General features: G+C 28.3%; 28 protein-coding genes. All 28 read left to right on the forward strand.

The features are described from left to right. Positions 1–25 precede the first annotated feature (25 nt). Positions 26–727: an epoxyqueuosine reductase QueH gene (locus tag IMK15_RS03130; protein WP_192941855.1), complete on the forward strand. Its 702-nt coding sequence runs from the start codon at positions 26–28 to the stop codon at positions 725–727. Continuing rightward, a complete protein-coding gene (locus IMK15_RS03135) occupies positions 717–1,916 on the forward strand; it encodes an NAD(P)/FAD-dependent oxidoreductase (RefSeq protein WP_192941856.1) in 1,200 nt (399 codons plus the stop codon). The genes IMK15_RS03130 and IMK15_RS03135 overlap by 11 nt, the downstream gene beginning before the upstream one ends. After that, on the forward strand, positions 1,913–3,502 hold the full coding sequence (locus tag IMK15_RS03140; RefSeq protein ID WP_192941857.1) for an NAD(P)/FAD-dependent oxidoreductase: 1,590 nt from the start codon (positions 1,913–1,915) through the stop codon (positions 3,500–3,502). Before IMK15_RS03135 ends, IMK15_RS03140 begins: the two co-directional genes overlap by 4 nt. Beyond that, a complete protein-coding gene (locus tag IMK15_RS03145; protein WP_192941858.1) occupies positions 3,492–5,042 on the forward strand; it encodes a phospho-sugar mutase in 1,551 nt (516 codons plus the stop codon). Before IMK15_RS03140 ends, IMK15_RS03145 begins: the two co-directional genes overlap by 11 nt. A gap of 58 nt (positions 5,043–5,100) precedes the next feature. Then, positions 5,101–5,355, forward strand: a complete 255-nt coding sequence (locus IMK15_RS03150; RefSeq protein ID WP_192941859.1) for a hypothetical protein — start codon at positions 5,101–5,103, stop codon at positions 5,353–5,355. Positions 5,356–5,478: 123 nt separating this feature from the next. Further along, the gene (gene gltX, locus IMK15_RS03155) at positions 5,479–6,981 is read left to right on the forward strand and encodes a glutamate--tRNA ligase (protein ID WP_392445727.1); all 1,503 of its coding nucleotides are present in this window, start codon (positions 5,479–5,481) and stop codon (positions 6,979–6,981) included. A gap of 371 nt (positions 6,982–7,352) precedes the next feature. Continuing rightward, entirely contained in the window at positions 7,353–8,720 is a 1,368-nt protein-coding gene (gene asnS, locus IMK15_RS03160) for an asparagine--tRNA ligase (RefSeq protein WP_192941860.1), read from the forward strand. Positions 8,721–8,728: 8 nt separating this feature from the next. After that, the gene (locus IMK15_RS03165) at positions 8,729–9,454 is read left to right on the forward strand and encodes a tetratricopeptide repeat protein (RefSeq protein WP_192941861.1); all 726 of its coding nucleotides are present in this window, start codon (positions 8,729–8,731) and stop codon (positions 9,452–9,454) included. An 8-nt stretch (positions 9,455–9,462) separates the two neighbouring features. After that, positions 9,463–10,302, forward strand: coding sequence for a DNA-processing protein DprA (gene dprA / locus IMK15_RS03170; RefSeq protein ID WP_192941862.1), 840 nt, complete (start codon positions 9,463–9,465; stop codon positions 10,300–10,302). After that, the gene (gene topA / locus IMK15_RS03175) at positions 10,253–12,499 is read left to right on the forward strand and encodes a type I DNA topoisomerase (protein WP_413469364.1); all 2,247 of its coding nucleotides are present in this window, start codon (positions 10,253–10,255) and stop codon (positions 12,497–12,499) included. Before dprA ends, topA begins: the two co-directional genes overlap by 50 nt. Then, positions 12,499–13,407, forward strand: a complete 909-nt coding sequence (gene xerA / locus IMK15_RS03180) for a site-specific tyrosine recombinase/integron integrase (protein WP_192941863.1) — start codon at positions 12,499–12,501, stop codon at positions 13,405–13,407. The genes topA and xerA overlap by 1 nt, the downstream gene beginning before the upstream one ends. Further along, the gene (locus IMK15_RS03185) at positions 13,400–14,518 is read left to right on the forward strand and encodes a GTPase (RefSeq protein ID WP_192941864.1); all 1,119 of its coding nucleotides are present in this window, start codon (positions 13,400–13,402) and stop codon (positions 14,516–14,518) included. The genes xerA and IMK15_RS03185 overlap by 8 nt, the downstream gene beginning before the upstream one ends. An 84-nt stretch (positions 14,519–14,602) precedes the next feature. Then, positions 14,603–15,370, forward strand: coding sequence for an MBL fold metallo-hydrolase (locus tag IMK15_RS03190; RefSeq protein ID WP_192941865.1), 768 nt, complete (start codon positions 14,603–14,605; stop codon positions 15,368–15,370). Between the two features lie 5 nt (positions 15,371–15,375). Beyond that, complete coding sequence (locus IMK15_RS03195) at positions 15,376–15,894, forward strand: uracil-DNA glycosylase family protein (RefSeq protein ID WP_046328995.1); 519 nt, start codon at positions 15,376–15,378, stop codon at positions 15,892–15,894. Next, positions 15,891–16,994, forward strand: a complete 1,104-nt coding sequence (gene ychF, locus IMK15_RS03200) for a redox-regulated ATPase YchF (protein ID WP_046328994.1) — start codon at positions 15,891–15,893, stop codon at positions 16,992–16,994. The genes IMK15_RS03195 and ychF overlap by 4 nt, the downstream gene beginning before the upstream one ends. 10 nt (positions 16,995–17,004) lie before the next feature. After that, the gene (locus tag IMK15_RS03205) at positions 17,005–17,829 is read left to right on the forward strand and encodes a mechanosensitive ion channel family protein (protein ID WP_192941866.1); all 825 of its coding nucleotides are present in this window, start codon (positions 17,005–17,007) and stop codon (positions 17,827–17,829) included. A 13-nt stretch (positions 17,830–17,842) separates the two neighbouring features. Continuing rightward, positions 17,843–18,463 carry an MBL fold metallo-hydrolase gene (locus IMK15_RS03210; RefSeq protein ID WP_192941867.1) on the forward strand — a complete coding sequence of 207 codons (621 nt, stop codon included), beginning with the start codon at positions 17,843–17,845 and terminating at the stop codon, positions 18,461–18,463. A gap of 12 nt (positions 18,464–18,475) precedes the next feature. Then, the gene (locus tag IMK15_RS03215) at positions 18,476–19,111 is read left to right on the forward strand and encodes an SIMPL domain-containing protein (protein WP_192941868.1); all 636 of its coding nucleotides are present in this window, start codon (positions 18,476–18,478) and stop codon (positions 19,109–19,111) included. 18 nt (positions 19,112–19,129) lie between these two features. After that, positions 19,130–19,702, forward strand: coding sequence for an elongation factor P (efp, locus tag IMK15_RS03220; RefSeq protein WP_046328990.1), 573 nt, complete (start codon positions 19,130–19,132; stop codon positions 19,700–19,702). Between the two features lie 41 nt (positions 19,703–19,743). Further along, entirely contained in the window at positions 19,744–20,538 is a 795-nt protein-coding gene (locus IMK15_RS03225; protein WP_192941869.1) for an endonuclease/exonuclease/phosphatase family protein, read from the forward strand. 1 nt (position 20,539) lies between these two features. Beyond that, positions 20,540–21,853, forward strand: a complete 1,314-nt coding sequence (locus tag IMK15_RS03230; RefSeq protein WP_192941870.1) for an MATE family efflux transporter — start codon at positions 20,540–20,542, stop codon at positions 21,851–21,853. Continuing rightward, entirely contained in the window at positions 21,850–22,437 is a 588-nt protein-coding gene (locus tag IMK15_RS03235) for a TrmB family transcriptional regulator (protein WP_192941871.1), read from the forward strand. Before IMK15_RS03230 ends, IMK15_RS03235 begins: the two co-directional genes overlap by 4 nt. Continuing rightward, positions 22,431–23,102, forward strand: coding sequence for a site-2 protease family protein (locus IMK15_RS03240; protein ID WP_046328986.1), 672 nt, complete (start codon positions 22,431–22,433; stop codon positions 23,100–23,102). The genes IMK15_RS03235 and IMK15_RS03240 overlap by 7 nt, the downstream gene beginning before the upstream one ends. Positions 23,103–23,112: 10 nt before the next feature. After that, a complete protein-coding gene (locus IMK15_RS03245) occupies positions 23,113–24,036 on the forward strand; it encodes a DHH family phosphoesterase (protein ID WP_192941872.1) in 924 nt (307 codons plus the stop codon). Then, complete coding sequence (locus IMK15_RS03250) at positions 24,033–24,293, forward strand: hypothetical protein (protein ID WP_192941873.1); 261 nt, start codon at positions 24,033–24,035, stop codon at positions 24,291–24,293. The genes IMK15_RS03245 and IMK15_RS03250 overlap by 4 nt, the downstream gene beginning before the upstream one ends. A 67-nt stretch (positions 24,294–24,360) precedes the next feature. Next, entirely contained in the window at positions 24,361–24,624 is a 264-nt protein-coding gene (rpsT, locus tag IMK15_RS03255) for a 30S ribosomal protein S20 (protein ID WP_046328983.1), read from the forward strand. Between the two features lie 159 nt (positions 24,625–24,783). Then, positions 24,784–25,230 (forward strand): Panacea domain-containing protein, encoded by a 447-nt coding sequence (locus IMK15_RS03260; protein WP_192941874.1) that lies wholly within the window; start codon positions 24,784–24,786, stop codon positions 25,228–25,230. Continuing rightward, the gene (locus IMK15_RS03265; protein WP_192941875.1) at positions 25,220–25,642 is read left to right on the forward strand and encodes a hypothetical protein; all 423 of its coding nucleotides are present in this window, start codon (positions 25,220–25,222) and stop codon (positions 25,640–25,642) included. Before IMK15_RS03260 ends, IMK15_RS03265 begins: the two co-directional genes overlap by 11 nt. The last annotated feature ends 11 nt before the right edge of the window (positions 25,643–25,653 follow it).

Here is a 25,653-nt window from a genome sequence, read left to right on the forward strand (position 1 = left end):
ACATAAGAAAAAAGGAGCGGATAATATGTTTGATGCAAGTGATCTATTAAAACTAATGAGACCTAATGAAGTAATAAATTATCAAAAGATGCTTATGCAAGTAATAGAAGAATGGAAGAAGCATGATGAAAAACCAAGAGTAATATTACATAGTTGTTGTGCACCTTGTAGCACATATACATTAGAATTTATGTGTAATTATGCAGATATTACCATACTTTTTGCAAATTCAAACATACATCCAGAATATGAGTATAGAAAAAGAAGTAGTGAACAAAGAGCGTTTATAGAAAAATTTAATAAGCAAACTGGGAATAATGTTAAGTATATAGAAGAGCCATATAAGCCACTAGAATTTTTTAAGATTATGCGTGGTTTGGAAAAAGAACCAGAAGGAGGACTTCGTTGCAGTGCTTGTTTTGCATATAGGTTAGATATAGTTGCAAAAAAGGCGGTAGAGTTAAATTATGACTATTTTGGTTCAGCACTTACAATAAGTCCCATGAAAAATTCTCAGTTGATTAATAAGATAGGGTTTTCTATACAAAGTATATATAAGACAAAGTACTTGCCATCAGACTTTAAAAAGAATAATGGGTATAAAAGATCTATAGAATTATGTGAGATATATAATGTATATAGACAATGTTACTGTGGTTGTATTTTTGCAGCAGATAGGGATAAATTCAGACAGACTATTAAAGAAGGGAAAGAACATGGTTTTTGATTGTATAATAATAGGTGCAGGAGCATCGGGGACGGTTTGTGCGATAAAAGCTGCAATGAATCACAAAAAAGTTTTGCTTTTAGAACATAAAGATAGAATTTTGAAAAAACTATTAGTCACAGGTAATGGTAGATGTAATTTCACTAATATTAATGCAACATACAAGAATTATACTGGAAACAATACAAAAGACATTGTAAATGTATTAACTAGTTATGGACCAGACAAGATTATACAATTTTTTGAGAATATGGGTATTTATCCATATACAGAAACTAATGGTAAAACTTATCCAAGATCTCTTCAAGCAGCTTCTATGGTTGATAGCATACGTTTAAAGTTAGAAGTTTTAGGAGTAGATACAAAGTTAGGATATGAAGTAAAAAGTGTCAAAAAAAGAGATGGCGTTTTTTGTATTAATAATGAATTTTTTGCTAAGTCATTAGTACTTGCAACAGGTGGCTATAGTTATCCTAATTTAGGGTCTGATGGTTCAGGATATGAAATTTCTAAAAAATTAGGTCATAAGATAACAGAACTTACACCAATTTTAGTGCAACTTAAAACAGAAAAAGAATATATAAAGGGGTTAGAAGGCATAAAGGTAGATTGTATAGTTAGTGCAATGTATAAAGGTGAGATTGTAAGGCAAGAAAAAGGTGAATTGCTATTCACAACTTATGGTATATCAGGGCCTACGATTTTTAATTTAACATATCTTTTACCGAAGTATAAGTTTAAGATGGAATATGTAGTAGACTTTGTCCCAGAAATATCAAAAAAAGACCTATTACCTTACTTATACAAAAGAAAAAATATGTTAAAAGACTTAGAAACAACTGAATTTTTAAATGGATTTTTGCCTAAAAAATTAGGTATGTTCTTATTAAAAAAATCTGGACTTGAAAAATTAAATATCTTAATAAGGGATATAGAGAATGAGAGTATAGAAAGATTGGCTACACTTTTAAAAGGGTATAGGATAAAAGCAAATGATACTATGGGATTTAATAATGCTCAAGTTACAGCAGGTGGAGTAGATACAAATGATGTAGATACAACATTAGAGTCTAAAAAAGTAGAAAATCTTTACTTTACTGGTGAAATTCTTGATATTTATGGAGAATGCGGAGGGTATAATCTGCAATTTGCTTTTGCAACAGGTCTATTAGTAGGAGATAGTATATGATAAGATTAACAGGATTAAAATTAAGCGTAGATCATGAAAAAAGTGATATATATACAGCGATATACGATAAATTGGGAGAAAAAGTTAAAATAAAGGAATTTAAGATTTCAAATAAGGCAATAGATGCAAGAAAAAAGCCTAATATATATATAGTATATTCAGTAGATATTGAAGTTGATAACGAAGATAAATATGTAGATGGTAATACAATTAAAAAGTTAGTAAACGAAAAGTATGTTATACCAAACTTAAGTGAGTATAAGGGTTTAAGACCTGTAATAGTAGGTAGTGGACCAGGAGGAATATTTGCAGGGTTAATCCTAGCCAAAGCAGGACTTAATCCCATAATCTTAGAACGTGGTAAGGCAGTAGATGATAGAATAACTGATGTGTATAATTTTTTTAATACAGGTAAGTTAGATGTTACATCTAACGTACAATTTGGTGAAGGTGGTGCTGGAACATTTTCTGATGGTAAGTTAACTACTAATAGCCATAATAGTAGAATAAGAATAGTTATAGACGAATTAATTAATGCTGGAGCAGATGAGAGTATATCATATATTGCAAAACCACATATCGGAACAGATATACTTGTAAATGTAGTAAAAAAAGTTAGAGAAAAGATAGAAAAATTAGGTGGAGAGTATAGATTTTTAAATCAGTTAGTGGATATTAAGTATACTAACGATAGACTCAAGGCTTTAGTGGTGAAAAAAGCTGATGGGAGTACCTATGAAATAGAGACAGATTATTGTATCCTAGCAATAGGTCATAGTGCAAGAGATACAATATATATGCTAAAAAATCGTGGAGTTTACTTAACAAAGAAATCTTTTGCTGTAGGATTTAGAATAGAACATAAGCAGGGGTATATAAACGAATGTCAATATGGTAAGAACTATTCAAAAAAATTACCACCAGCTGAGTACAAGATAAATGTTAGAACAAAAACAGGTAGAGGTGTATACACTTTTTGTATGTGCCCAGGTGGTGTAGTTGTACCAGCTTCTAGTGAACAAGGTTATCTTGCAATAAATGGTATGAGTTACAATAAAAGAAATTTAGAAAATGCAAATTCTGCAGTTTTAGTTAATGTAGAACCTAGTGATTTACCAGAAGATGTTATGAGTGGTATAGAGTTTCAAAGAGAAATAGAACATAAGGCATTCTTACTAGGTGGTTCTAATTACAAAGCACCTGTACAACTAGCCAAAGACTATATCGCAGGAGTTAAGACAACTAAGTTATTAGATGTTAAGCCAAGCTATAGTATAGGGTATACACTAGCAGATTTAAATGAAATATTACCAAAATATTTAAATGATGCACTAAAAGAAGGACTTGTTGGTCTTAATAGAAAATTAAAAGATTTTTCTAATAAGTCTAGTGTATTAACAGGTGTAGAAAGTAGAAGTTCATCCCCAGTTAGAATTAATAGGGATAAAGATACAATGTATTGTAATATTTTAGGATTAATACCTTGTGGTGAGGGTGCAGGGTATGCAGGTGGTATAATGACAGCTGCTGTTGATGGAATCAAATGCAGTGAAAAAATATTGGAGGAAATACAAAATGATATATGATGAATGGATAAATAGCCCATATATAGACGAAGAAGATAAGAAGATAATGAGAAAAATGAATAAAGATGAGATTGATGAAAACTTTTGTAAGTATATTAGCTTTGGTACAGGTGGTATAAGGGCTAAGATGGGGCTAGGGTCTAATAAATTAAATAAGTATATTATTCGCCTTGCAACACAAGGTCTAGCAAACTATATCAAAAAAGAATATACAGGAGAACTTAGTGTAGTAATCGCAAGAGATTGTAGAATTAATTCAGAACTATTTCAAAATGAGGCAGCAAAAGTCCTATCTTCCAATGGAATAAAGGTATATATTTACGATGGAGTTAGAAGTACACCTGAAATGACATATGCTATACGTAAATTAAAAACAAATGCAGGTATAGCAATAACTGCTAGCCATAATACTAAGGAGTATAATGGGTATAAGGTATATTTGCAAGATGGTGGGCAAGTTGTACCTCCATATGTTGATGGGATAATAGAGGAAATAAAGAAGGTTGGTTTAGAAGACGTTAAACTAGATGAAGTTAAAGAAAATATTTTTGTACTAGATAAAACAATAGACGATTGCTTTATAACCGATATAAAAAAACTTAGTATAAAGCAAGGCAATGTAAATATTGTATATACACCATTACATGGTACAGCAGGTATACCTGTAACAAAAATATTAAAAGAAATGGGATATACAGTTAAAATAGTGGATACACAATTTAAACCAGATGGGAACTTTCCTACTGTAAAAAGTCCCAATCCAGAGTATAAGGAAGCGTTTGATGAAGCTTTAAAATATGTAGATAAAGATAGTGATATATTAATAGGAAATGATCCAGATTCAGACAGAATAGGTGTTGTAGTACCTAATAAGGGTAAATTTGTATATTTAACTGGAAATGAAATAGGTATGTTAGTCCTAGACTATATCCTAAAAACAAGAGATACATCAAAAAGAAATGTCGTTGCCACTACAATAGTATCTACACCTATGGTTGATAATGTTAAAGGTATACGGGTTAAAAAGACTTTGACAGGATTTAAGTATATAGGTGAGATAATAAAGAAGAGTGAAGAAGACTACTTATTTGGTTTTGAAGAAAGCTTTGGATTCCTTTATGGAACAACAACAAGGGATAAAGATGGAGTTAGTGCTACTATGATGGTTGCTGAAATGGCAGCATATTACAAGAATAATGGAAGTAATCTAATAGAACAATTAGAAAGTATACGTAATAAATATGGGGATTACAGGGAAGAAAGAATAAACCTAACTATTGATGGTGAAAAAGGTAAGGAAAAAATCAAAAAGATTATGGAAGAATTTAGAAAGTTAGATATTAAGAAGATAGACTACTTAAATGATGATACTAACTTACCAAAATCTAATGTATTACAATTTGACTATCCTGATAAAACAAGAATTCTAATTAGACCATCAGGAACAGAACCTAAATTAAAGGTATATATTTATGCTATAGGTGAAGAAAAAGCAAAAGAATACAAGGAAGAAATTAAGAAAATAATTTGTCGAGTATAGTCTACAAAAATGTTAAAATATATAAAAATCCATAGTATAATCTACATAAGGTGGTGCTATGGATTTTGTTAAAAGAAAAGAATATATTGATAAAATAAAGCCCTTTATTAATAAGCCTGTAATAGAAGTTATAACAGGAATGAGACGTGTAGGGAAATCTACATTGGAATTGTTGAAAATTAAAACAGATATAGAACTGTTAGAGTATTTAACACCTTTATTAAAAGATAAAAAAGATGTTGTAGGCACAAATGAAAAAAATATTGAAAGAATATTATCAAGTCTCGTATTTACTAGAAACAGAAGATACTAGAAATAGAGAATTTGGTGTATATCAAAAAGTTAATGATAATTATCTAAAATGGGATTATACAGTTTTTGTGTGAAAGAAGCATAAATTGACAAGTAAAAATATTAATGATATCATAAAACATATATGAAAAAAGGAGAACCTAATTTAATGGATAGAAAAGTTAAAGTAAGAATAGCTCCCTCACCAACAGGAGATCCACATGTAGGTACAGCGTATATTGGATTATTCAATTACGCATTTGCAAAACACAACGGAGGTAAATTCATACTCCGTATAGAAGATACAGATAGAACAAGATATTCAGAAACATCTGAACAACAAATATTTGATGCAATGAAATGGTTAGGTCTAAATTATGAGGAAGGTCCAGATGTAGGAGGGCCTTGTGGTCCATATAGACAATCTGAAAGAATGGGAATGTATGCTAAATATGCTGAACAATTAGTTGAAAAAGGAGAAGCATATTATTGTTTTTGTACTCAAGAAAGATTAAAAGCTTTAAGAGAAAGACAAGAAGCAATGCATCAAGCACCAGGGTATGATGGACATTGTAGAAAATTAACAAAAGAAGAAGTAGAAGACTTAAAAAAGAAAAATACACCATATACAATAAGATTAAAGATGCCGTATGATGGTCAAACAATAGTAAAAGATAAGTTAAGAGGAGATATTGCATTTGATAATAGTGGTATTGATGATCAAGTACTATTAAAATCAGATGGATTCCCTACATATCACTTAGCAAATATTGTAGATGATCACTTGATGGGAATAACTGATGTAATACGTGCAGAAGAATGGATAGCTTCAACACCTAAGCACGTACAATTGTATAAAGCATTTGGATGGCAAGAACCTAATTGGTATCATATGCCTCTTCTTAGAAATGCAGATAAAACTAAGATCTCAAAGAGAAAAAATCCAGTGTCATTAAATTACTATAGACAAGAAGGATATTTAAAAGAAGGAATGTTAAACTTCTTAGCATTAATGGGATGGAGCATGGAAGGTGAAAAGGAAATCTTCACTCTAGATGAAATGGTTAAAGAGTTTACATTTGATAGAATCTCATTAGGAGGTCCAGTATTTGATTTAGTTAAATTAGCTTGGGTTAATAACCAACATATGAGACTAAAACCAGTTAAAGAGTTAGCAGAATTAGCTCGTCCTTTCTATGAAGAACTATATGATCTATCAACAATATCTAATGAAAAATATGAAAGAATAGTTGAAATAATACGTGAAGGTTCACACACACTAAAAGAACTAGCACAAAATAGTGATATCTACTTTGAAGATAAATATACTTTACCTGAAATAAAGGAAGGTATGAACAAAAAAGAAAGAAAATCAGTTACTAGAATATTAGATGCATTAAATAGTGAAGTAGGTAAAAAAGCTATAGAACTATTCAAACAAAAATTAGAAAAACATGATGAAGAAATTAGTGAAGAAGAAGCTAAGAATATATTACAAGAATTACAAGATGAACTAAATGAAGGTCCATCAGCAGTGTTAATGCCACTTCGTGCTGTATTAACAGGCAAATCAAGAGGAGCAGACTTATACACAGTAATTGCAGTAATAGGTAAGAAGAGATGTTTAGATAGAATAAATCAATTTTAAGAAAATGCCTTAGGGCATTTTTTTAGTGGTAAGAAAAAACGAAGAAAATGAAGAAAAAACGAAGAAGTTAGGTTAAGAAGTTAAATGAAATGGAATAAAGCTAGTAAATACTAGTGTTGTAAGTGGTGCTAAGAAAAGTATGATAAGTGTTAAGAAAACGAATAATATAGGAAAACAATAGCTGTAAACCTAGTAAATACTAGTGTTGTAAGTGGTGTTAAGAAAAGTATGATAAGTGTTAAGAAAACGAATAAGACTCAATACTATACACTAAATTTATAGCTAGATTCACTAGCTATTTTTCTTTTACCTTGTTTTTTTATACTAAAAAATGGTATAATTCCCTATAAAGAACAAGAAGGAGATTGATTATGGAGTTAAGAATATTATTGAAAGATATAGATAAATATTTAGATAAGGAAGTTACATTATCAGGATGGATAAAGAAGAATCGTGATCAAAAGAACTTTGGATTTATTGAATTTAATGATGGTACTTCATTTAAAGGAATACAAGTAGTTTATGATGAAAAGATAAGTAATTTTGATGAAATAGCTAAATTAAATATTTACTCATCAATAAAAGTTACTGGTAAGGTTGTTAAGTCTATAGGTAAGGGTCAAGCTTATGAAATATCAGCAAGTAATATTAGTGTATATAATGCGTGTGATGAAAATTATCCATTGCAAAATAAGAGACATAGTGTTGAGTTTTTACGTACTATAGCTCATCTACGTCCAAGAACAAACACATTTAATGCAGTATTCAAAGTAAGATCATTACTTTCATATGCAATTCATAAATTTTTCCAAGAAAGAGGCTTTGTATATGTTCAAACTCCTCTAATAACAGGTACAGATGCTGAAGGTGCTGGAGAAATGTTCCAAGTTACAACATTAGATTTAGAAAATTTAAAGAAATTAGATTACAAAGACGATTTCTTCGGTAAGCCTGCATACTTAACAGTTACAGGTCAATTACATGTTGAAGCATTTGCTAGTGCATTCAAAAATACATATACATTTGGTCCAACATTTAGAGCTGAAGAATCAAATACTAAAAAACATGCTGCAGAGTTCTGGATGGTAGAACCTGAAATAGCATTTGCAGATTTAAATGTTTTACTAGAAGTAATTGAAGATATGATGAAGTATATAATAGGGTATGTGTTGGAAAATGCAAAGGATGAAATGGAATTTTTCAATACCTTTGTTCATAAAGGATTATTAGATAGATTAAATAATATACTAGAAAATGGTTTCGCAAGAGTTACATACACAGAAGCTATAGAAAAATTAATAGCTTCAAAACATACATTTGAAGAAAAGGTAGTTTGGGGTATGGATTTAGGGACAGAACATGAAAGATACCTTGCAGAACAAATCTTTAAACGTCCAGTATTTGTAACAGATTATCCTAAAGACATTAAGGCATTTTATATGAAATTAAATGAAGATGCTAAAACAGTAAGAGCAGTTGATCTTCTAGCACCAGGTATAGGTGAAATAGTAGGTGGAAGCCAAAGAGAAGAAGATTATGATAAATTAGTTAAAATAATGAAGGAAAAAGGCTTAAACATAGATAATTATGAATGGTATTTAGACTTAAGAAAATATGGTTCTGTTCCACATTCTGGATTTGGATTAGGATTTGAAAGAATGTTAATGTATGTTACAGGAGTAGAAAATATTAGAGATGTATTACCATTTCCAAGAACAAACAAATCTCTTGAATATTAGGAGGGAATATGAAAAGATTATTAGTTGTAATATATATTTCAATTGCAACACTAGTTTTTGCTGATATTATTGGTGATTTACAAAATATAGATAAAGATGTACAAAATAAAAAATATGATAGTGCAATAAATAAAGGGAAAGAAGCACTAAAAAAGGTAACTTCAGAAGATGATAGACGTGCTATTGAGTCAGTATTAAATGATGTACAGAAAAAAATTAAAGATGCAGCAACTAATGTGATTAATAATCTTGGTGAAAGTATTGATATAGAAAACAATGATGAATTATCAGCAACAGATACAGGTACTTTACCTAGTTTACCAAGTGAAAAAACATTTGATAGTGCAACTTTTGCAAGATACAAAAAGTATGAAAATCAAGTAGTTGCAACAGGTAATTCAGAAGCAATACACTCATTAGCAATGATGTATGTTAGAGAAGGACTTTATGAAAGTGCCATGAATTTGGCATTGCGTGATAAATCAAGAAGTACAAGAAATATATATTTAGCAGCAACAGCAGCAAGAATGATAGGAAGATTTGATAGATCAATACAATTGTACAATGAATTATTAAAAAGAGATTCTGGTCATCCTAAGACATATTTAGGTTTAGCAATGGCATACAAGGGTAAGGGTAATTACAAACAAGCCCTATCTTACTTAAGAACATATCAAAGTCATGATAATTCAAGAAGAATACAACAAGACATCAATGTTTTAAGCTCACATTAAGGAGAGTTATGAAATGGATTGATTTACTTAATACAAACATTAGAAATTGTGATATACGTAGACTTATGAAAAAATACAGTAGTATGGACTTGCTATTATCCAATTTTTCTAAATTAAGTGATGATATGAAAAGAGAGATAGAAAACTGTAAAAGTTATAATATAGACGAAGATGTTAGAGTAATCTCGTATTTTGATGATGAATATCCTGAATACTTGAGGGATTTAAAGGACTTTCCAACATTTTTGTTTCTTAGAGGTAAAAGACTTGATGAGAGTCTTAAAGTAGCTGTAGTGGGCACAAGAAAAAATACAAAACTAGGGGAACTTACTTGTAAGAAGATAATAAAGGGGTTATCTGATTATGATATAACAATAGTTAGTGGTATGGCAAGAGGTATAGATTCTATAGCACATAAAAGTGCAATAGAATATGGTATGAATACCATAGCAATATTGCCAACGGATATATTTAGTTGTTATCCAATTGAAAATATGAAATTAAAAGAATATATATCTTGTAATGGTACTGTTGTATCAGAATTTAAACCTAACACTAAATTAACAAAAGCCAATTTTGTTATTAGAAATCGGTTGATAGCAGGTTTATCTAGACTTGTGTATATACCAGAGTCATACATTAGTGGAGGTTCATTAATAACTGCAAAATTTGCTAATATGTACAATAAAGAAATATATACTAGCCCAGCTGATATATTTAACAAGTCGTTTGAAGGTTGTAATGAATTAATAGCTAAAAATATTGCAAAACTTGTTAGGAGTTCTGATGACATAGCTTATGAGTATGGTTGGAGGAAAAAAAGTGAAAAAATATCTAGTAATAGTTGAATCACCGTCTAAAGCGAAAACTATTGAAAAAATATTAGGTAAAAATTATGAAGTAAAAGCTTCATACGGTCATGTAATAGACTTACCAACAACAACATTAGGTATAGATATTGAAAATGGATTTATACCGAAGTATAAGACAATAAAAGGGAAAGGTGAGATATTAAAAGACTTGAAATCTAGATCTAAGAATGCAGACATTGTATATCTTGCATCCGACTTAGATAGAGAAGGAGAAGCTATAGCGTGGCACATATCTAATTATATAAAATTCCCAGAAAAGACTAAGAGAATAGTATTTAATGAAATAACAGCAACAGCCGTTAAGCACGCTATAAAATCACCTAGAGAAATAGATTTAAACTTAGTTGATGCTCAACAAACACGTCGGTTATTAGACAGAATAGTGGGATACAGGATAAGCCCCCTATTATGGAAGACAGTAAATAGAAATGCAAGTGCAGGGAGAGTACAATCTGTTGCACTTAAGATAATTTGTGATTTAGAAGATGAAATTAAAAATTTTGTTCCTAAGAATTATAGGGAATTTAGTGTCTTATTAAAAAATGGTGTAGAATTAAAATTATCAAAAATAGATGGTAAAAAAGTAGATAAAGTTTTTGATGAAGACTTTAAATTAGAACTTGATAAGTATTTAATTGCTAATAAGGTGGAAATTAAAAAGAAAACACAAAGACCTCCATTAGTATTTAAAACTAGTACGTTGCAACAATTGGCAGCGTCATATTTAGGTTTTTCAGCATCTAAAACTATGAGAATAGCTCAACAGCTATATGAAGGATTAGATATAGCGGGGCAAACAAAAGGTTTAATAACATACATGAGAACAGATTCTACAAGAATTTCTAAAGAAGCACAAGAAAAAGCAAAAGAATATATTGTTAAAAATTTAGGACAAGAGTATGTTGGTAAATACATATCAAAGAATAAGAGTGATGCACAAGATGCCCACGAAGGTATTAGACCATCATATATAGAGCTTGAACCAGATAAAATAAGTGGATACTTATCAAAAGATCAAAACAAGCTATATAGCCTAATATTTAGACGATTTATTACATCACAAATCGCTGCAGTTAAATATGATCAAATGCAAATAACATCTATAAAAGATAATTTAGAATTTACAGGGACAGCAAATAAGATAACATTTGATGGGTACTATAAATATCAAAAATCAGAAGAAGATATCTTAACAGAAGACTTACCAGACATACATGAAAATGACAAATTAGAAATAGAAAAAGTTAATACAAAAGAAGGTGTAACTAAGCCACCTGCAAGATTTACAGAAGCTAGTATAATAAAGAAACTTGAATCTGAAGGTATAGGTAGACCATCTACATATGCTAGTATAATAGACACATTAATTACAAGAGAGTATGTAGTAATAGAAGAAAAAAAATTAATACCAACTGTTCAAGGTTATAGCGTTAAAGAAGAATTAGAAGAACATTTTAAAAACATCATGGATATTAAGTTTACAGCTAATATGGAAAGTGAGTTAGATGAAATAGCAGAAGGTCATAAAGAATGGCACGATATTTTATCTAGATACTACAATACTATAAACCAAGATGTAATAAAATATGAAGAAGATATAAATAAGATGCAAAGTCTTAAAGTAGTTAGTGATGTAATGGATAGTAAGGGCCTTCCTATGATACTTAAAACAGGTATATATGGTAAATACTTAATAAGTGAAACTAATGAAGAAGAAAAAATTTCTCTAAAGGGTATAGATGTCCCTAAAGAAGAAATAAAAAGTGGTAAGGTAGCAGTTAAGGATAAAGTAGAAAAGATATTAAAAGAAAAACAAGGTAAACTTACAGACTATACAGAACAAGGTGTTAAATTCTATTTAAAAATAGGAAGATTCGGACCTTATCTTGAAAGTGAAAACTTTAGTGAAGATAACAAAAGAATTACACTTACACCCCTTATTAGAGCAAAGCTAAAAAAGGGTGAAATAAAGGAAAATGAAGGTGTATTAGAACTTAACGAATACATCTTAAAAGAAAAAGAAGAAAATGAAAAACTAATAAAACAAGCAGGTAAATGTGAAAAATGTGGAAAACCATTTACAATAAAGAAAGGAAGATTTGGAAAGTTTCTAGCTTGTAGTGGATATCCAGATTGTAAAAACATTAAAAACTTAAAAAAGAAGAGTAAATAATGAGAAAACAGTTAGATGCATACCTTTATTATAACGAGGTAATACTAGGTAAAAGCTATAATACCATAAGATCATACAGGAATGATATAACGCAACTAATAGAATACTTAGAAGAAAATGAGGGAATAAAGGACTTTAGTAAGGTTGAGATAATAACGCTTAGGTCCTTTATAGCTTACCTTAGTGTAGAGAAAAAGTCTTCTAAAAGAAGTATTAATAGAAAAGTTTCAGCAGTTAGAAGTTTTTTTGATTACTTGGTAAGAAACAATGTAATAGAAGAAAATAAGGCAATATATGTAAGTACACCTAAGTTTGAGAATAAATTGCCTAATTTTTTATTGAAAGATGATATAGCAAAGCTAAGAGAGTGTATAGATACAAATAATATACTAGGTCTTCGTGATAGAACAATTTTAGAGGTACTCTATTCAAGTGGACTAAGATCTATGGAATTATTAGAATTATCTGAAAGTATGATAGATATTGATAAAAGAGAATTGCGTGTAATTGGTAAGGGTGACAAGGAAAGAATAACTTTTTTTAGCAATACAGCCAAAAAATATTTAAAAGAATATATAGAAGCTAAAAAGCAAAAAAATATATATGATAAAGATATAGTTTTTTGTAATTCTAAAGGTGGAAGACTTACAACAAGATCACTAAGAAGAATAATAGAGTTCTATGCTAAAAAAAGTGGTATAGATAAGGAAATTACACCCCATGTATTTAGACATACATTTGCAACAGAACTATTAAATAGTGGTGTAGATATACGTTATGTTCAAGAACTATTAGGACATTCAACTATTGCAACCACTCAATTCTATACCCATATAAGTAAAACTAAGTTAAGAGAGATGTATTTAAAAACAAGGCCGTTTTCAAAAGGAGAAGAAGTAGATGAGTGATAAACAATGTAAAGGTTGTGGAGAAAAATTACAAAGTGAAGATAAAAATTTAAAAGGATATGTACCCTTTGAAAAGCTTCTATTACAAGATAATTTAATATGTCAAAATTGTTTTAGATTAAAAAATTATGGTAAGATACCTGAAGAAACAATGAGTAAGAAAGAGTATAAAGATGTAGCTATAGCAAGCATAAAAGAAGCAGATATAGTGCTTGGTATATTTGATGCTGTTGATATTGAATCTTCTATGGTAACTGAAATTTTAGACTTATTAGATGAAAAAGAATCAATAGTAGTATTAAACAAGATAGACTTACTAGAAAAAAATTACACTATGCCAGAAATATCTTCATGGTTTAGAAAAAAGATAATAGAAAACAATATATTTCCTCAAAGTTTTTGCTTTGTTTCATCTAAGACAAATGAGGGTATAAATGGTATATTACATAAAATAAAGGACATATGTGGTAAAAAACAAGTTAAAGTTTGTGTACTAGGTGCTTCAAATGTAGGCAAGTCAAGTTTACTTAATAGATTAATAGGGTCTAATAAGTTAACTACATCAAAATATTCTGGAACTACAAAAAGAAGTATAAAGACTACTGTAAAATACAAGGATATAAAGATAACATTCATAGATACACCTGGTATAGTTCCAGAAGGTAGAATGAATGAGATGCTTCCTAAGGATAAAGCAGTACTACTTTTAAATAGTAAATCTGTTCAGAAAAATAAGGTGAGATTAAATGAAGGGCAGTACTTAACATTTTCTAATTTAATATATATTAAGGTAGAGAATAAATGTGAATTAGACTGTTATGCTTCTAAAAATATACAATTTCATGTAACAAATAAGCAAAAGGTAGATGAGCTTATGACCAATGGTTTCTTTACGTTGTTAAGTAAAGAAGAAACTGATGAGTACTATAACCACAAATTTGTAATAGATACAATATCATTAACAAGAGATGATGCACTAGATATATTAGGTCTAGGGTATGTTGAAGCTAATAGTAGTGTAACTTTAAGTATAAAGCACCCTGAAGAAGTTAAGGTAGTTGTTAGAGAGAAAATAAAGTACGCAAATAAAAGGCAAGATGAAATGTTATGATAAAAAAAATAATATTCATATTAATCATATTAGGTATAATATACAATATATCTATAAACACAATAGAAAAGGAATTTAATAAAATTGAAATTAGCAGTATTAGGTAGTGGAAGTAAAGGTAATTGTAGCTATATTGAAATAGGTGGCAAGAAAATTTTAGTTGATGTAGGATATAGCGTAAAAAAAATACGTGAAAAGCTTTCGACTATAGACCAAAATTTAGAGGATATAGATGCTATCTTTATCACCCATGATCATGGCGACCATATGAAGTCTGTTAGTACTCTATCAAGAAGACAAAATATACCTATATACATTCATAAAGAGTCACTAAGACAAATACAAAGAAAATTAGGTAATGTTAATACTGATAATATAGTAGTACTAGAAGATAGAAAAGTTTTTTTAGATAATGTATTAGTTGAAAATTTTGATGTTATGCATGATTCAAAACATAATTTGGGCTATACATTTAATTATCAAAATGAAAAACTATCATATGTTACAGATATAGGGAAGATTACAAATATTGTAAGACAAAATTGTATGGATAGTGACTATATTGCATTTGAAAGTAACTATGATTTAGGAATGCTTTTAAATGGTAGGTATTCATGGGATTTAAAAAATAGAGTAAAAAGTAATGTTGGTCATATTTCAAATGATGAAGCATCAACTTTTTTAGAAAATATATCAAATAACAGATTAAAGGAAATTTTTTTGCTACATCTTAGCGAAGAGAATAATACACCGAATATAGCGTATAAGACACTTGAAGAAAAAATTGATAAAAGAATTAAAATTAATATAACAGGACAAGTAGCGACTAAGCTATTTGATTTTAAAAAGTAGGTATTATGTGGGAAGAATTAGAAACAGGAATAAAAATATATGCTAAAAATACTCCATACTTTGGAGAAGGTAATAAGGATGCAGATATATTGGTAGTATTTGACCATCCTTTTGAAAAGCAACTTGTTGGAAGTGAGAACTTTAAGGTTTTAAGTAATATATTTAATTTTGTAAAAATAGACTTAAATAATTGCTATTTTACATACTTAGTTAAGTATGAACCATTAAATTTGGTGGAAGAAAGTGAAAGAAAAGAGAGCATGATATATCTATTACAAGAAATATACTTAGTTAAACCTAAATATATAGTATGTATAGGTGAAGAAGTCTTTAACTACTTATACAAATACTATACAAATACAAAAAATGAAAAGTTAGTAATAGATATTTCAAAGTGTGTAGGGAATGTATATGATTTTTACGGAATAGGTTTAATCCCTATATACGATATGTTTAAAGTTAAAAGTTTGACATATAACGAAAAAAAGAAAATGGCAGATATATTAAGAGGAGTAAATAAATGATAGCAATAGGAATAGTAGGATTACCTAATGTAGGTAAATCAACATTATTTAATGCAATAACAAAAACACAAAACGCACTGGCAGCAAATTATCCGTTTGCAACTATAGAACCAAATGTAGGTACAGTAGCAGTTCCAGATGAAAGAATACAAAAATTAGTAGATTTAATTAATCCTAAATCAGTTGTTAATGCGACAGTAGAATTTGTTGATATAGCAGGGTTAGTAAAAGGAGCATCTAAGGGTGAAGGACTTGGAAATCAATTTTTAAGTAATATACGTAATACTCAAGCAATATGTCAAGTTGTTAGATGTTTTGAAAATAATGATATAATACATGTGGAGGGTAGTATAGACCCTATAAGAGACATAGAAATTATTAACTATGAATTAATATTCTCAGACCTTGAAACAGTTGAAAGAAATTTAACTAAGAATCAAAAGATGTTAAGAGGTGGGAATAAAGATATTAAATTTTTAGTAGATACACTAATTAAGTGTAAAGAACACCTAGAAAAAGGAAAGTTACTAAAAAGTTTAGATTTAGATGAAGATGAATTAGAATTAATTAAACAATATCAATTTTTAACAATAAAGCAAATGATGTATGCTCTAAATGTTTCAGAAGATGACTTAGCAGATCCTGATAAGAATAAGTATGTAAAGATAGTTAAAGAGTATGCAAAGGAAAATATGAGTGAAGCAGTAGTATTTTCTGCAAAAGTTGAGTCAGAATTAATTGAAATTGAAGATGAAGAATTAAGAAAAGAATTTATAGAATCATTAGGAATAAAAGAACCTAGTTTAAATAGACTAATTTCTAAGGGTTATGAACTACTTGGATTAATTACATTCTTTACAGCAGGAGAAAAAGAAGTACGTGCATGGACTATAAAGCAAGGAACAAATGCACAAAATGCAGCAGGTGAAATACATACAGATATACAAAGAGGATTTATTAGAGCAGAAGTAGTAGACTTTGATAAATTTATTGAATATTCAGGATGGAATGGTGCTAAGACAAATGCAGCAATGAGATTAGAAGGTAAAGAATATATAGTTAAAGATGGAGATGTAATGTTCTTTAGATTTAATGTATAAGGAGATATTCATGAAAGAGGTATACAATCTATTATCTTTAGATAATTTATTGAAATATGTAAAGTTACATTTTTTTAATGTTATATTAGCAATATTACTATTAATATTTTTTAATCAAATAGCTAGTATATTTCATAAAATATTATGTAAGGTAAATAGCAAGATTTTAAAAGAAAAAGCTGTTAGAACATTTTTTAATTCACTTAGTAATATAGTAATAAAGTTAGTGTTATTAACAATAATATTACAGTTAGTGGGTATAAATTTAAGTAGCATCTTTGCCTTAGTAGGTGCATTAGGACTAGTTTTAGGGTTTGCATTTAAGGAAACAATAAGTAATATTTGTGGTGGTGTTATTTTACTAACATTTAAGCCATTTAAAGTTGGAGATTTAATAAGCTATAATTCAAATATAGGGACAATTAAAAAAATTGAAATATTCTATACAACCATTTTAACTCTACAAAATGAGTATTTGATAATACCTAATGGGAATTTGATAAATAATGAAATAAAGAATATTGATATTAATAATATACGAAGATTAGACTTAAAAGTTGGTGTTTCATACGAAAGTGATATACAAAAAGTAAAAAATCTGATATTATCTATAATTAATAGGGAAAAAGAAAAATTATTTGATTATACTATAAGTGAGCCTATAATAGGAGTAGTGGATTTAAATTCTTCATCAATAGACTTTGACATTAAAGTATATGTAAAAAAAGGTAAATACCAAGAAGCCCGATACTATATTTTAGAAAATATAAAGAAAGTTTTTGATGAAAATAATATTGAAATACCATATAATAAATTAGATGTATATATGAAGTAAGGAAGGATTTTTTATGGAAATTAAAAGATTCATAAGTACGGTGCTAGATGAAAACATCTACTTATTATCAAAAAAACAAGATTGCTTATTAATAGATCCTGGAGGGGATAATATTAGTGAAGTTGTTAGTTATATCAAAGAAAATAAGTTAAATCTTTTGGCTATACTTGTAACACATGGACATTTTGACCATATTTTGAGTATTAATGAGCTATTAGATAACTTTGATGTTCCTATCTACATAGGAAAAGAAGATAAGGAAAAGCTATATGACCCAAGTATTTCATTAGCTAGAATATTTAATGGTACAGAGTATATGATAAATAAGGATGCTAAAATAGTAGAATTAAATGATAATGATGTGATATTTGATGATATTACAGTCTTACATACACCAGGTCATACATCTGGTAGTGTTTGTTACTATATTGAATCAGATAAAATAATATTTACAGGTGATACCTTATTTAAAATGGCTTATGGAAGAGTGGACTTTCCAACAGGAGATAGCTACAAGATGCGTGATAGTTTAAATAGATTATTAAAATTAGATAGTGATATCATAGTTTATCCTGGGCATGGAGACTCGACTACCATAGGTGAAGAATATCAAAATTATTATGGATCATATTAAGGATGTGTAGATATGAAAAAAATGTATGATATAGTTATTGCAATAATATTAGCTTTGGGTGCAATAATATCAGTTGCGATATTTTCTAATGCAATAGATAGAATAAACAAAAAAAGTGAGGTAGTTATAGTCAAAGGTACAGCTACTATGGAAAGACCCATAGATGAGTATAGTTTTACAATGACATTGGATACTACATCAAAAGAAATAGATAGTGTATATGAAGCAATGTACGATAAGGAAGATAAGATTTCTAATAATATACAGTATAAGTACACAAAAGATAAGGTAGACTTAACACCTATTACAAAAAAAGATGATAAGACTGTAATAGGATATGATCTAACATCTGTATATACATTTACATCTAAAAATTTAGATGATATAAAGAAGATTAGAGAAGATGTTAATAAGTTCAGTGCACAATATCCAGACATATCATTGTCAGATATAGATGTAAAATATGGAGAAATTAATGCAAATTCTCTAATAGAAAAAGCTTCAAAAGATGCAAAGAATAAGGCATATAACCTAGCTAAAGAAAATTCTAAAGGCTTAGGCTCAATAGTTAAAATAAAGCAAGAAAGATTAGTTATAAACGATAAAAATGTTTCTGTAACTGTTACAGCAACATATGAAATAAATTAATAATTTTAGGAGGAAAATATGAAACCAGCAATGGAATTAAGACAAGGAAGCACATATAGAAAGGATGGTGTTCCATACATAATTTTAAAAGCAGAAAGACATCAATCAACATCAGGTAAAAGACAAAGAGCTGCTGAAATGAAATTTAAAATAAGAGATTTAATTAGTGGTAAGACTCAAGAAATAATAGTATTAACTACAGATATTATGGATGATATTATGCTAGATAGATATCAAATGCAATTCCTATACGCAATGGACCATGAATACAATTTTATGAATCAAGAAACTTTTGAACAAATAAGTATGCGTGAAGAAGATTTAGGAGATGCTGTAAACTATTTAGTAGAAGAAATGATAATACAAGTATTAATGTATGAAGGAACTCCAGTAGGTGTTGAATTACCTAATACAGTTATAAGAGAAATAACTTATACTGAACCAGGTTTAAAGGGAGATACTATAGGTAGAGCAACTAAACCTGCAACAATAAATACAGGTTACCAATTACAAGTTCCATTATTCTGTAAAATAGGAGATAAAATTAAAATAGATACTCGTACAGGAGAATATATAGAAAGAGCAAATTAATAATAAAAGATCTCTATGAGGTCTTTTTTAAAAAGGAGATTATGAAGAAAATATTAATAGCCTTAATATTATTCATACAATTAATATCATTTTCTAAGAATATAACTCTAGCATCATTTAATGCAGAAAGATTAGGAGAATCAAAAAAAGATTATGATGCATTTTGCAAGATAATCTCAAAATTCGATATTATAGCCCTAGAAGAGGTTATGAATAATAAAGGTTTAGAAGAGTTGAAACAAAGGCTTAATAATTATGATTATGTAATGACAAAAGCTGTTGGAACTAAGAAGTATAAAGAACATTATGCAGTAATTTATAGAAAAGATAGTGTAGATATTATTAAAGATTTAGGAAGCTATATAGACAAAGATGATGACTTCATAAGAGAACCATCAGGCTTTTACATTAAATCTAATAAGTTAGATATGGTGTTAATACCAGTTCATTCAGTATTTGGTAAAAATGAAAAACAAAGGGCCTATGAGGCAAGCCAATACAAAAAAGTGTATAAGTATTTTTTTAATAAAACACATCAGGATGATATAATAATACTAGGAGATTTTAATTTACCAGCTAATGATAAGGCTTTTTCTATTCTAAAGAAGGATTTTAATCTGGTAAATATATTAAATCCAATTGAAGATAAAACGACTTTATCTAAAAAAGGTTTAGCTAATTCTTATGACAACATATTCCTAAATTTAAAAAATTTAAAAGCATTTACTAAAAGATATGGTGTGTATAATTTTACAAAGTCTAATTATGAACAAGTAAGAAAATATATATCAGACCATCTTTTAATATTTATTGAGTTAAATAATGAAAGGGATTAGCATGAAAAAGATATATAAAAGAATCCTAATAATGGCACTACCCATAGCATTTGAAAATATGATATTTAGTTTAATAAATTTTGTTGATATATTTATGATAGGTAAGATAGGGACATCAGCTATTAGTGCACTAGGAATAGCAAATCAAGTATTTTTCATATTCACTTGCAGTGTTTATGGTTTACTAAGTGGTGCTAATGTACTAGCAGCACAGTATTATGGAGTTAAAAACTATAAGAATCTTAGGAAAATAATGACATTAACAATAGGACTAGGACTATTAATGTCACTTCCTTTTTTTATACTAATAAATCATAGCCCAGAAAATGTAATAACATTTTATACAAAAGATAGTATGGTTATTGAATATGCAAAACAATATTTAAAGTATTCAATATATACTTTCCCTCTATTTTCCATAGGTTTTTCATTTGCAATGCAATTAAGAGCGATTAATAAGCCAAAGTATTCGCTGTATTCTTCAATGTCAGCCCTTGTTATAAACGTAGTTTTAAATATGATACTGATACCAAGATATGGTGTACAAGGGGCAGCTATTGCAACATTAATAGCAAGAATTGTAACTACAATATATCTATACATTATCCTTATCATAAAAAGAATACCTATACTACCTAAAGTTAGAGAGTTTAAGGATATAGACATAGAATTTACAAAAAAACTTTTAGCCATATCTGTTCTAACTTTTGTACATGAACTTTTATGGGTAATAGCTGATGCGATGAAAGTAATGATGTTTGGTAGTCTTGGGACGGAAGCTTTTTCTGGAATACAGATAGTAATAGGGATAAATGGACTTTTATTCACATTATTCATAGGTCTATCAAATGCAAGTTCAATAATTATTGGTAATGAAATAGGTAAAAGTGATAGAGAAAAAGTGTATAGATATGCTAATGATTGTCTTAAGCTATATACCATCTTTACTGTAATAGTTGTAATTGCATTGAATATATTCTCACCTATAGTATTAAGATTTATGAATTTGGATAGCAATATGTATAGTATTACTAGAAAATTAGTGTATTCACAATCAATAAGCATGGTATTCTATTCATACAGTATGTTGTACTTATCTGGTATATTACGTGCAGGTGGAGATGTAATGTTCTGTATGGTAGTTGAACTATTGATAATGTGGATAGTCGGAATACCTTTAACATATATATCAATTAATGTATTTCACTTATCAGTATACTATGTGTATATAGTTGCAAGAATTGATGATTTGATAAAGCTATATCCTTGTATAAGAAGATATGTTAGTAAGGAATGGATAAAGAGAAAAATATGAGTGTAAAAGAAAAATTAATGTGTATAGGTTTTAGTGAAATAGAAGCCTTAATATATATAGAGTTATTAGAAAAACAAGGTCAAAATGGTACACAGTTATCAAAGGCTATGAATCAACCTAGAAGTACAGTGTATATGGGTCTAGAAAGTTTACTTAAAAAGAATATAATATACCTAATACCAACACAAACAGACAAGAAAAACTATAACCCCATATATCCCCAAGACTTAGTAAAAAGACTAAAAAGGGAATATAGCTATATCCTAGAAACTATAGGTCAAGACTTAGATAAAATGTACAACAAAGAAAAATATGAAAAAGTATTCAATATTGAAGGTCTTGAGAATATAAAGGAAAAGATAAAAGATATGGTTATGGAGGCTAAGAATAAGGTAGTAATTTCTGGATATACAGACATATATTTTGAAGATACTAGTAAAATAGAGCATATTAATACAGAGGATACTGAAAAATTAATTTGCATAGTTGATGACGAAATAGCGTTAATTGCAAATATTAATGATGTATATGCAAATGCTGTATACACAAGAAATAGCTTGATTGTGAAAGGAATTAAATGTTAGTAGTTTTAACGATAGTGATAATAAGCATAGTGATAGTGGTGCATGAATTAGGGCATTTTTTAACAGCAGTATTTTTTAAGACTAAGGTTCTAGAATTTTCAATAGGTATGGGGCCTAAAATATTTGGGTATAATAAATTCTCTATAAGACTATTACCACTAGGTGGTTATGTAAAATTAGATGAAGAAAGCTTAGAAAATACTAGTAAACCACGTCAAATTGTAATAATGCTTGCAGGAATATTTATGAATTTTCTTTTAGCGTATATATTAATACTATACTTTAGTAAGTTTGATGTAGTAAAAGCATTTGTTTCCTTAACAGGTGTGATATACAAGATGGTAGAAGCATTTTTACATATAACAGGATTAAAAGACTTATCAGGTCCTATTGGTATACATAGTGCTGTTGTAAGCACTACAAAGGCTCTAGGAATATTTAAAGGAAGTGCCTTTTTACTTATTATCATCTCAATAAATCTTGGGATAATAAACCTACTACCCATACCAGGGCTTGATGGAAGTAGAATCTATTTAACATTAATAAAAATGGTGGGTGTTAAAATAGATAAAAAATTAGAAGAAAAGATATATGTTATAGGCTTTTTATTCTTAATAACTTTGACTATAATAGTAATGATACAAGATGTATTTAAATATATATGAGGTGTATGGAATGTTAGAAAAAATAAAGGAAGAAATATTAAAGGCTAATAAGATTGTATTGGTTGGTCATGTTAGACCAGATGGAGATTGTATAGGTGCTTGTGTAGCGTTTAAATATATGATAGAAAAAATGGATGCAACTAAGCAAGTAAAGGTTTGTATAAATGATGAATTGCCAAAGTATTTAGAAAAACTAGAATATTTACCTAAAATATATGATAAAGTAAATGATGAAATAGACTTATTAATCTCTTTAGATGTTGCTAATATTGAAAGGGTTGCTATAGACACTGAAAGTATAAGTAAGGCTAAAAAAACTATAGCCATAGATCATCATATAAGTAACAAAAAATATTTTGATATAAATTACGTTGTAGATATTTCATCAGCATCAGAGTTAATCTATAGATTTTTAGATGTATTTAATATTACTCTAGATAAAAAGATAGCAACATATATGTATTTAGGTATAATAAATGATACTGGTAATTTTAAGCATAACAATGTTACAGATAAAACATTTTTAGTTGCTTCAAAATTAGCTGAATCTGGTATAAATATGAATAAAATATATCAAGTACTATTCTCTAAAACAAGAAAGAAGGCTAGTCTTTTTTCAAAGAGTATAGTAAATGGTGTATACGATGAAAGTTTAAAATTCATGTACTTCTTCTTACCTAAGGATAGTGAATATACAAAGGATGATACAGATGGTGTATCAGAATATATGTTGACTATAGACGATGTTGATGTATCATTATTCTTACAAGAAGAAAGTGATAACACAATTAAGGGTAGCTTTAGATCTAAAGGACCAGATGTAAATATGATAGCTTCTAAATTTAATGGTGGTGGACATATATTAGCATCAGGCTTTAAAACAGATAAGAAGTTAGAGGAAATAATAGAAGTTACAAAGAGGTTATTAAAATGAAGAAAATAATTATACTTTCATTGTTCTTTGTTTTATCTTGTACACAAGTAGATGGTATAAGGCTTAGAAAGAAGCTTTATGCTACGAATAAGGAATATTTAGAACAAAAATATCAAAAAAAAGTGGATAATAAGGATGTAGGATTTTATGTAAAAAATGATATTTTCCACTTTGTTACCATGCAAAATGGTAAACAATATGAAGTTAGAATAGACAAAGAAGGTAAAATATTATATAGTAAAATTGTGGAATATTAAACACTTGATTTTTTGTATAAAAAATGTTAATATTGTAAGGTACTATTGAATTAATGAAGGAGGAAAAATGGCACATACTAAATCATCTAAAAAAAGAGTTGTTTTAGGAGAAAGAAATAGACTTAGAAATCAAGCAATAAAAAGCAGAGTTAAGACTTTCGTTAAAAAAGTTCTTGTAGCTGTTGAAGCTAAGAATGTTGAAGAAGCAAAATCAACTTTATCATTAGCTTTCAAAGAATTAGATAAATCAGTTACTAAAGGAGTATTAAAGAAAAATACTGCTTCAAGATACAAGTCTAGATTATCTCTAAAAGTTAAAGCACTAGGATAATAAATTTTTAAAAATGTATTATTTTGCACTCTCATGGGAGTGCATTTTTACTTATGTGTAATTAGTAGTTAAAAAAATTGACTTTCAAAAAAAAATAAGTTAAAATTATTGTAATATAGGGATAAATAATTATAGTTATTATTTTAGGGAGGAGTATAAATGTATAAAGCATTAGATATTGCTAAATGGTTTATAAATTATAATTTAAAATTAAGGGATATAGACAATGAAGATACTGACAATATAACTAATTTAAAGCTACAAAAGTTGTTATACTATGCACAAGGGTCAATGTTAGCATTAAAAGATAAGTTATTGTTCAGCGATGAAATATTAGCATGGTCACATGGACCTGTTGTAAAAGTAGTATATGATGAATTTAAACATAATGGTTCTAATGGAATAGATGAATATTTTGAAAATATTTCAGTTGATAATGATACAGAACAAGTTTTGATTCAAGTATATAATATATTTGGAAGATATTCAGCATGGGGATTAAGAAATATGACACATCAAGAATCTCCTTGGTTAGAAACAAAAAGAAATGAAGTTATAACAATAGATAAGATAAAAAAATATTTCAAGGAAAATTATGTCGAATAGTCTAAAGTTTATTAATGCCAATAAAAAGTTAAGAAACAATTACAAACAAGAGTACTATATATTTGATTTTAAATATATAACAAGAAATAAAAAATATAATTTTAAATTTTTTAATGATAAAAGGAACAAATTAATAGCTTATGATAATTTGATGGAAAAGATAATAGAAATATCAAATTATACTACAGAAAGTTTTAATTTATTAAATAAAGCAAAAGGTTTAGAAACAATACTTTATAATCAGTTGAATTTCAAACCAAATGGACTGGATTTATCGTCAGATGATAAAGTTATATCAATAAGGTTTAATTCAACAAAATATAGACTTATATGTATAAAGTCTATAGATTATAAAAATGTATTGCACATAATAGGATTTGATTTTGATTATAGTGCATATAATCATGGATAGTATTTTTATAA

The organism is Sneathia sp. DSM 16631, assembly GCF_014892235.1.
In the GTDB taxonomy this organism is placed as follows: Bacteria; Fusobacteriota; Fusobacteriia; order Fusobacteriales; family Leptotrichiaceae; genus Sneathia; species Sneathia vaginalis.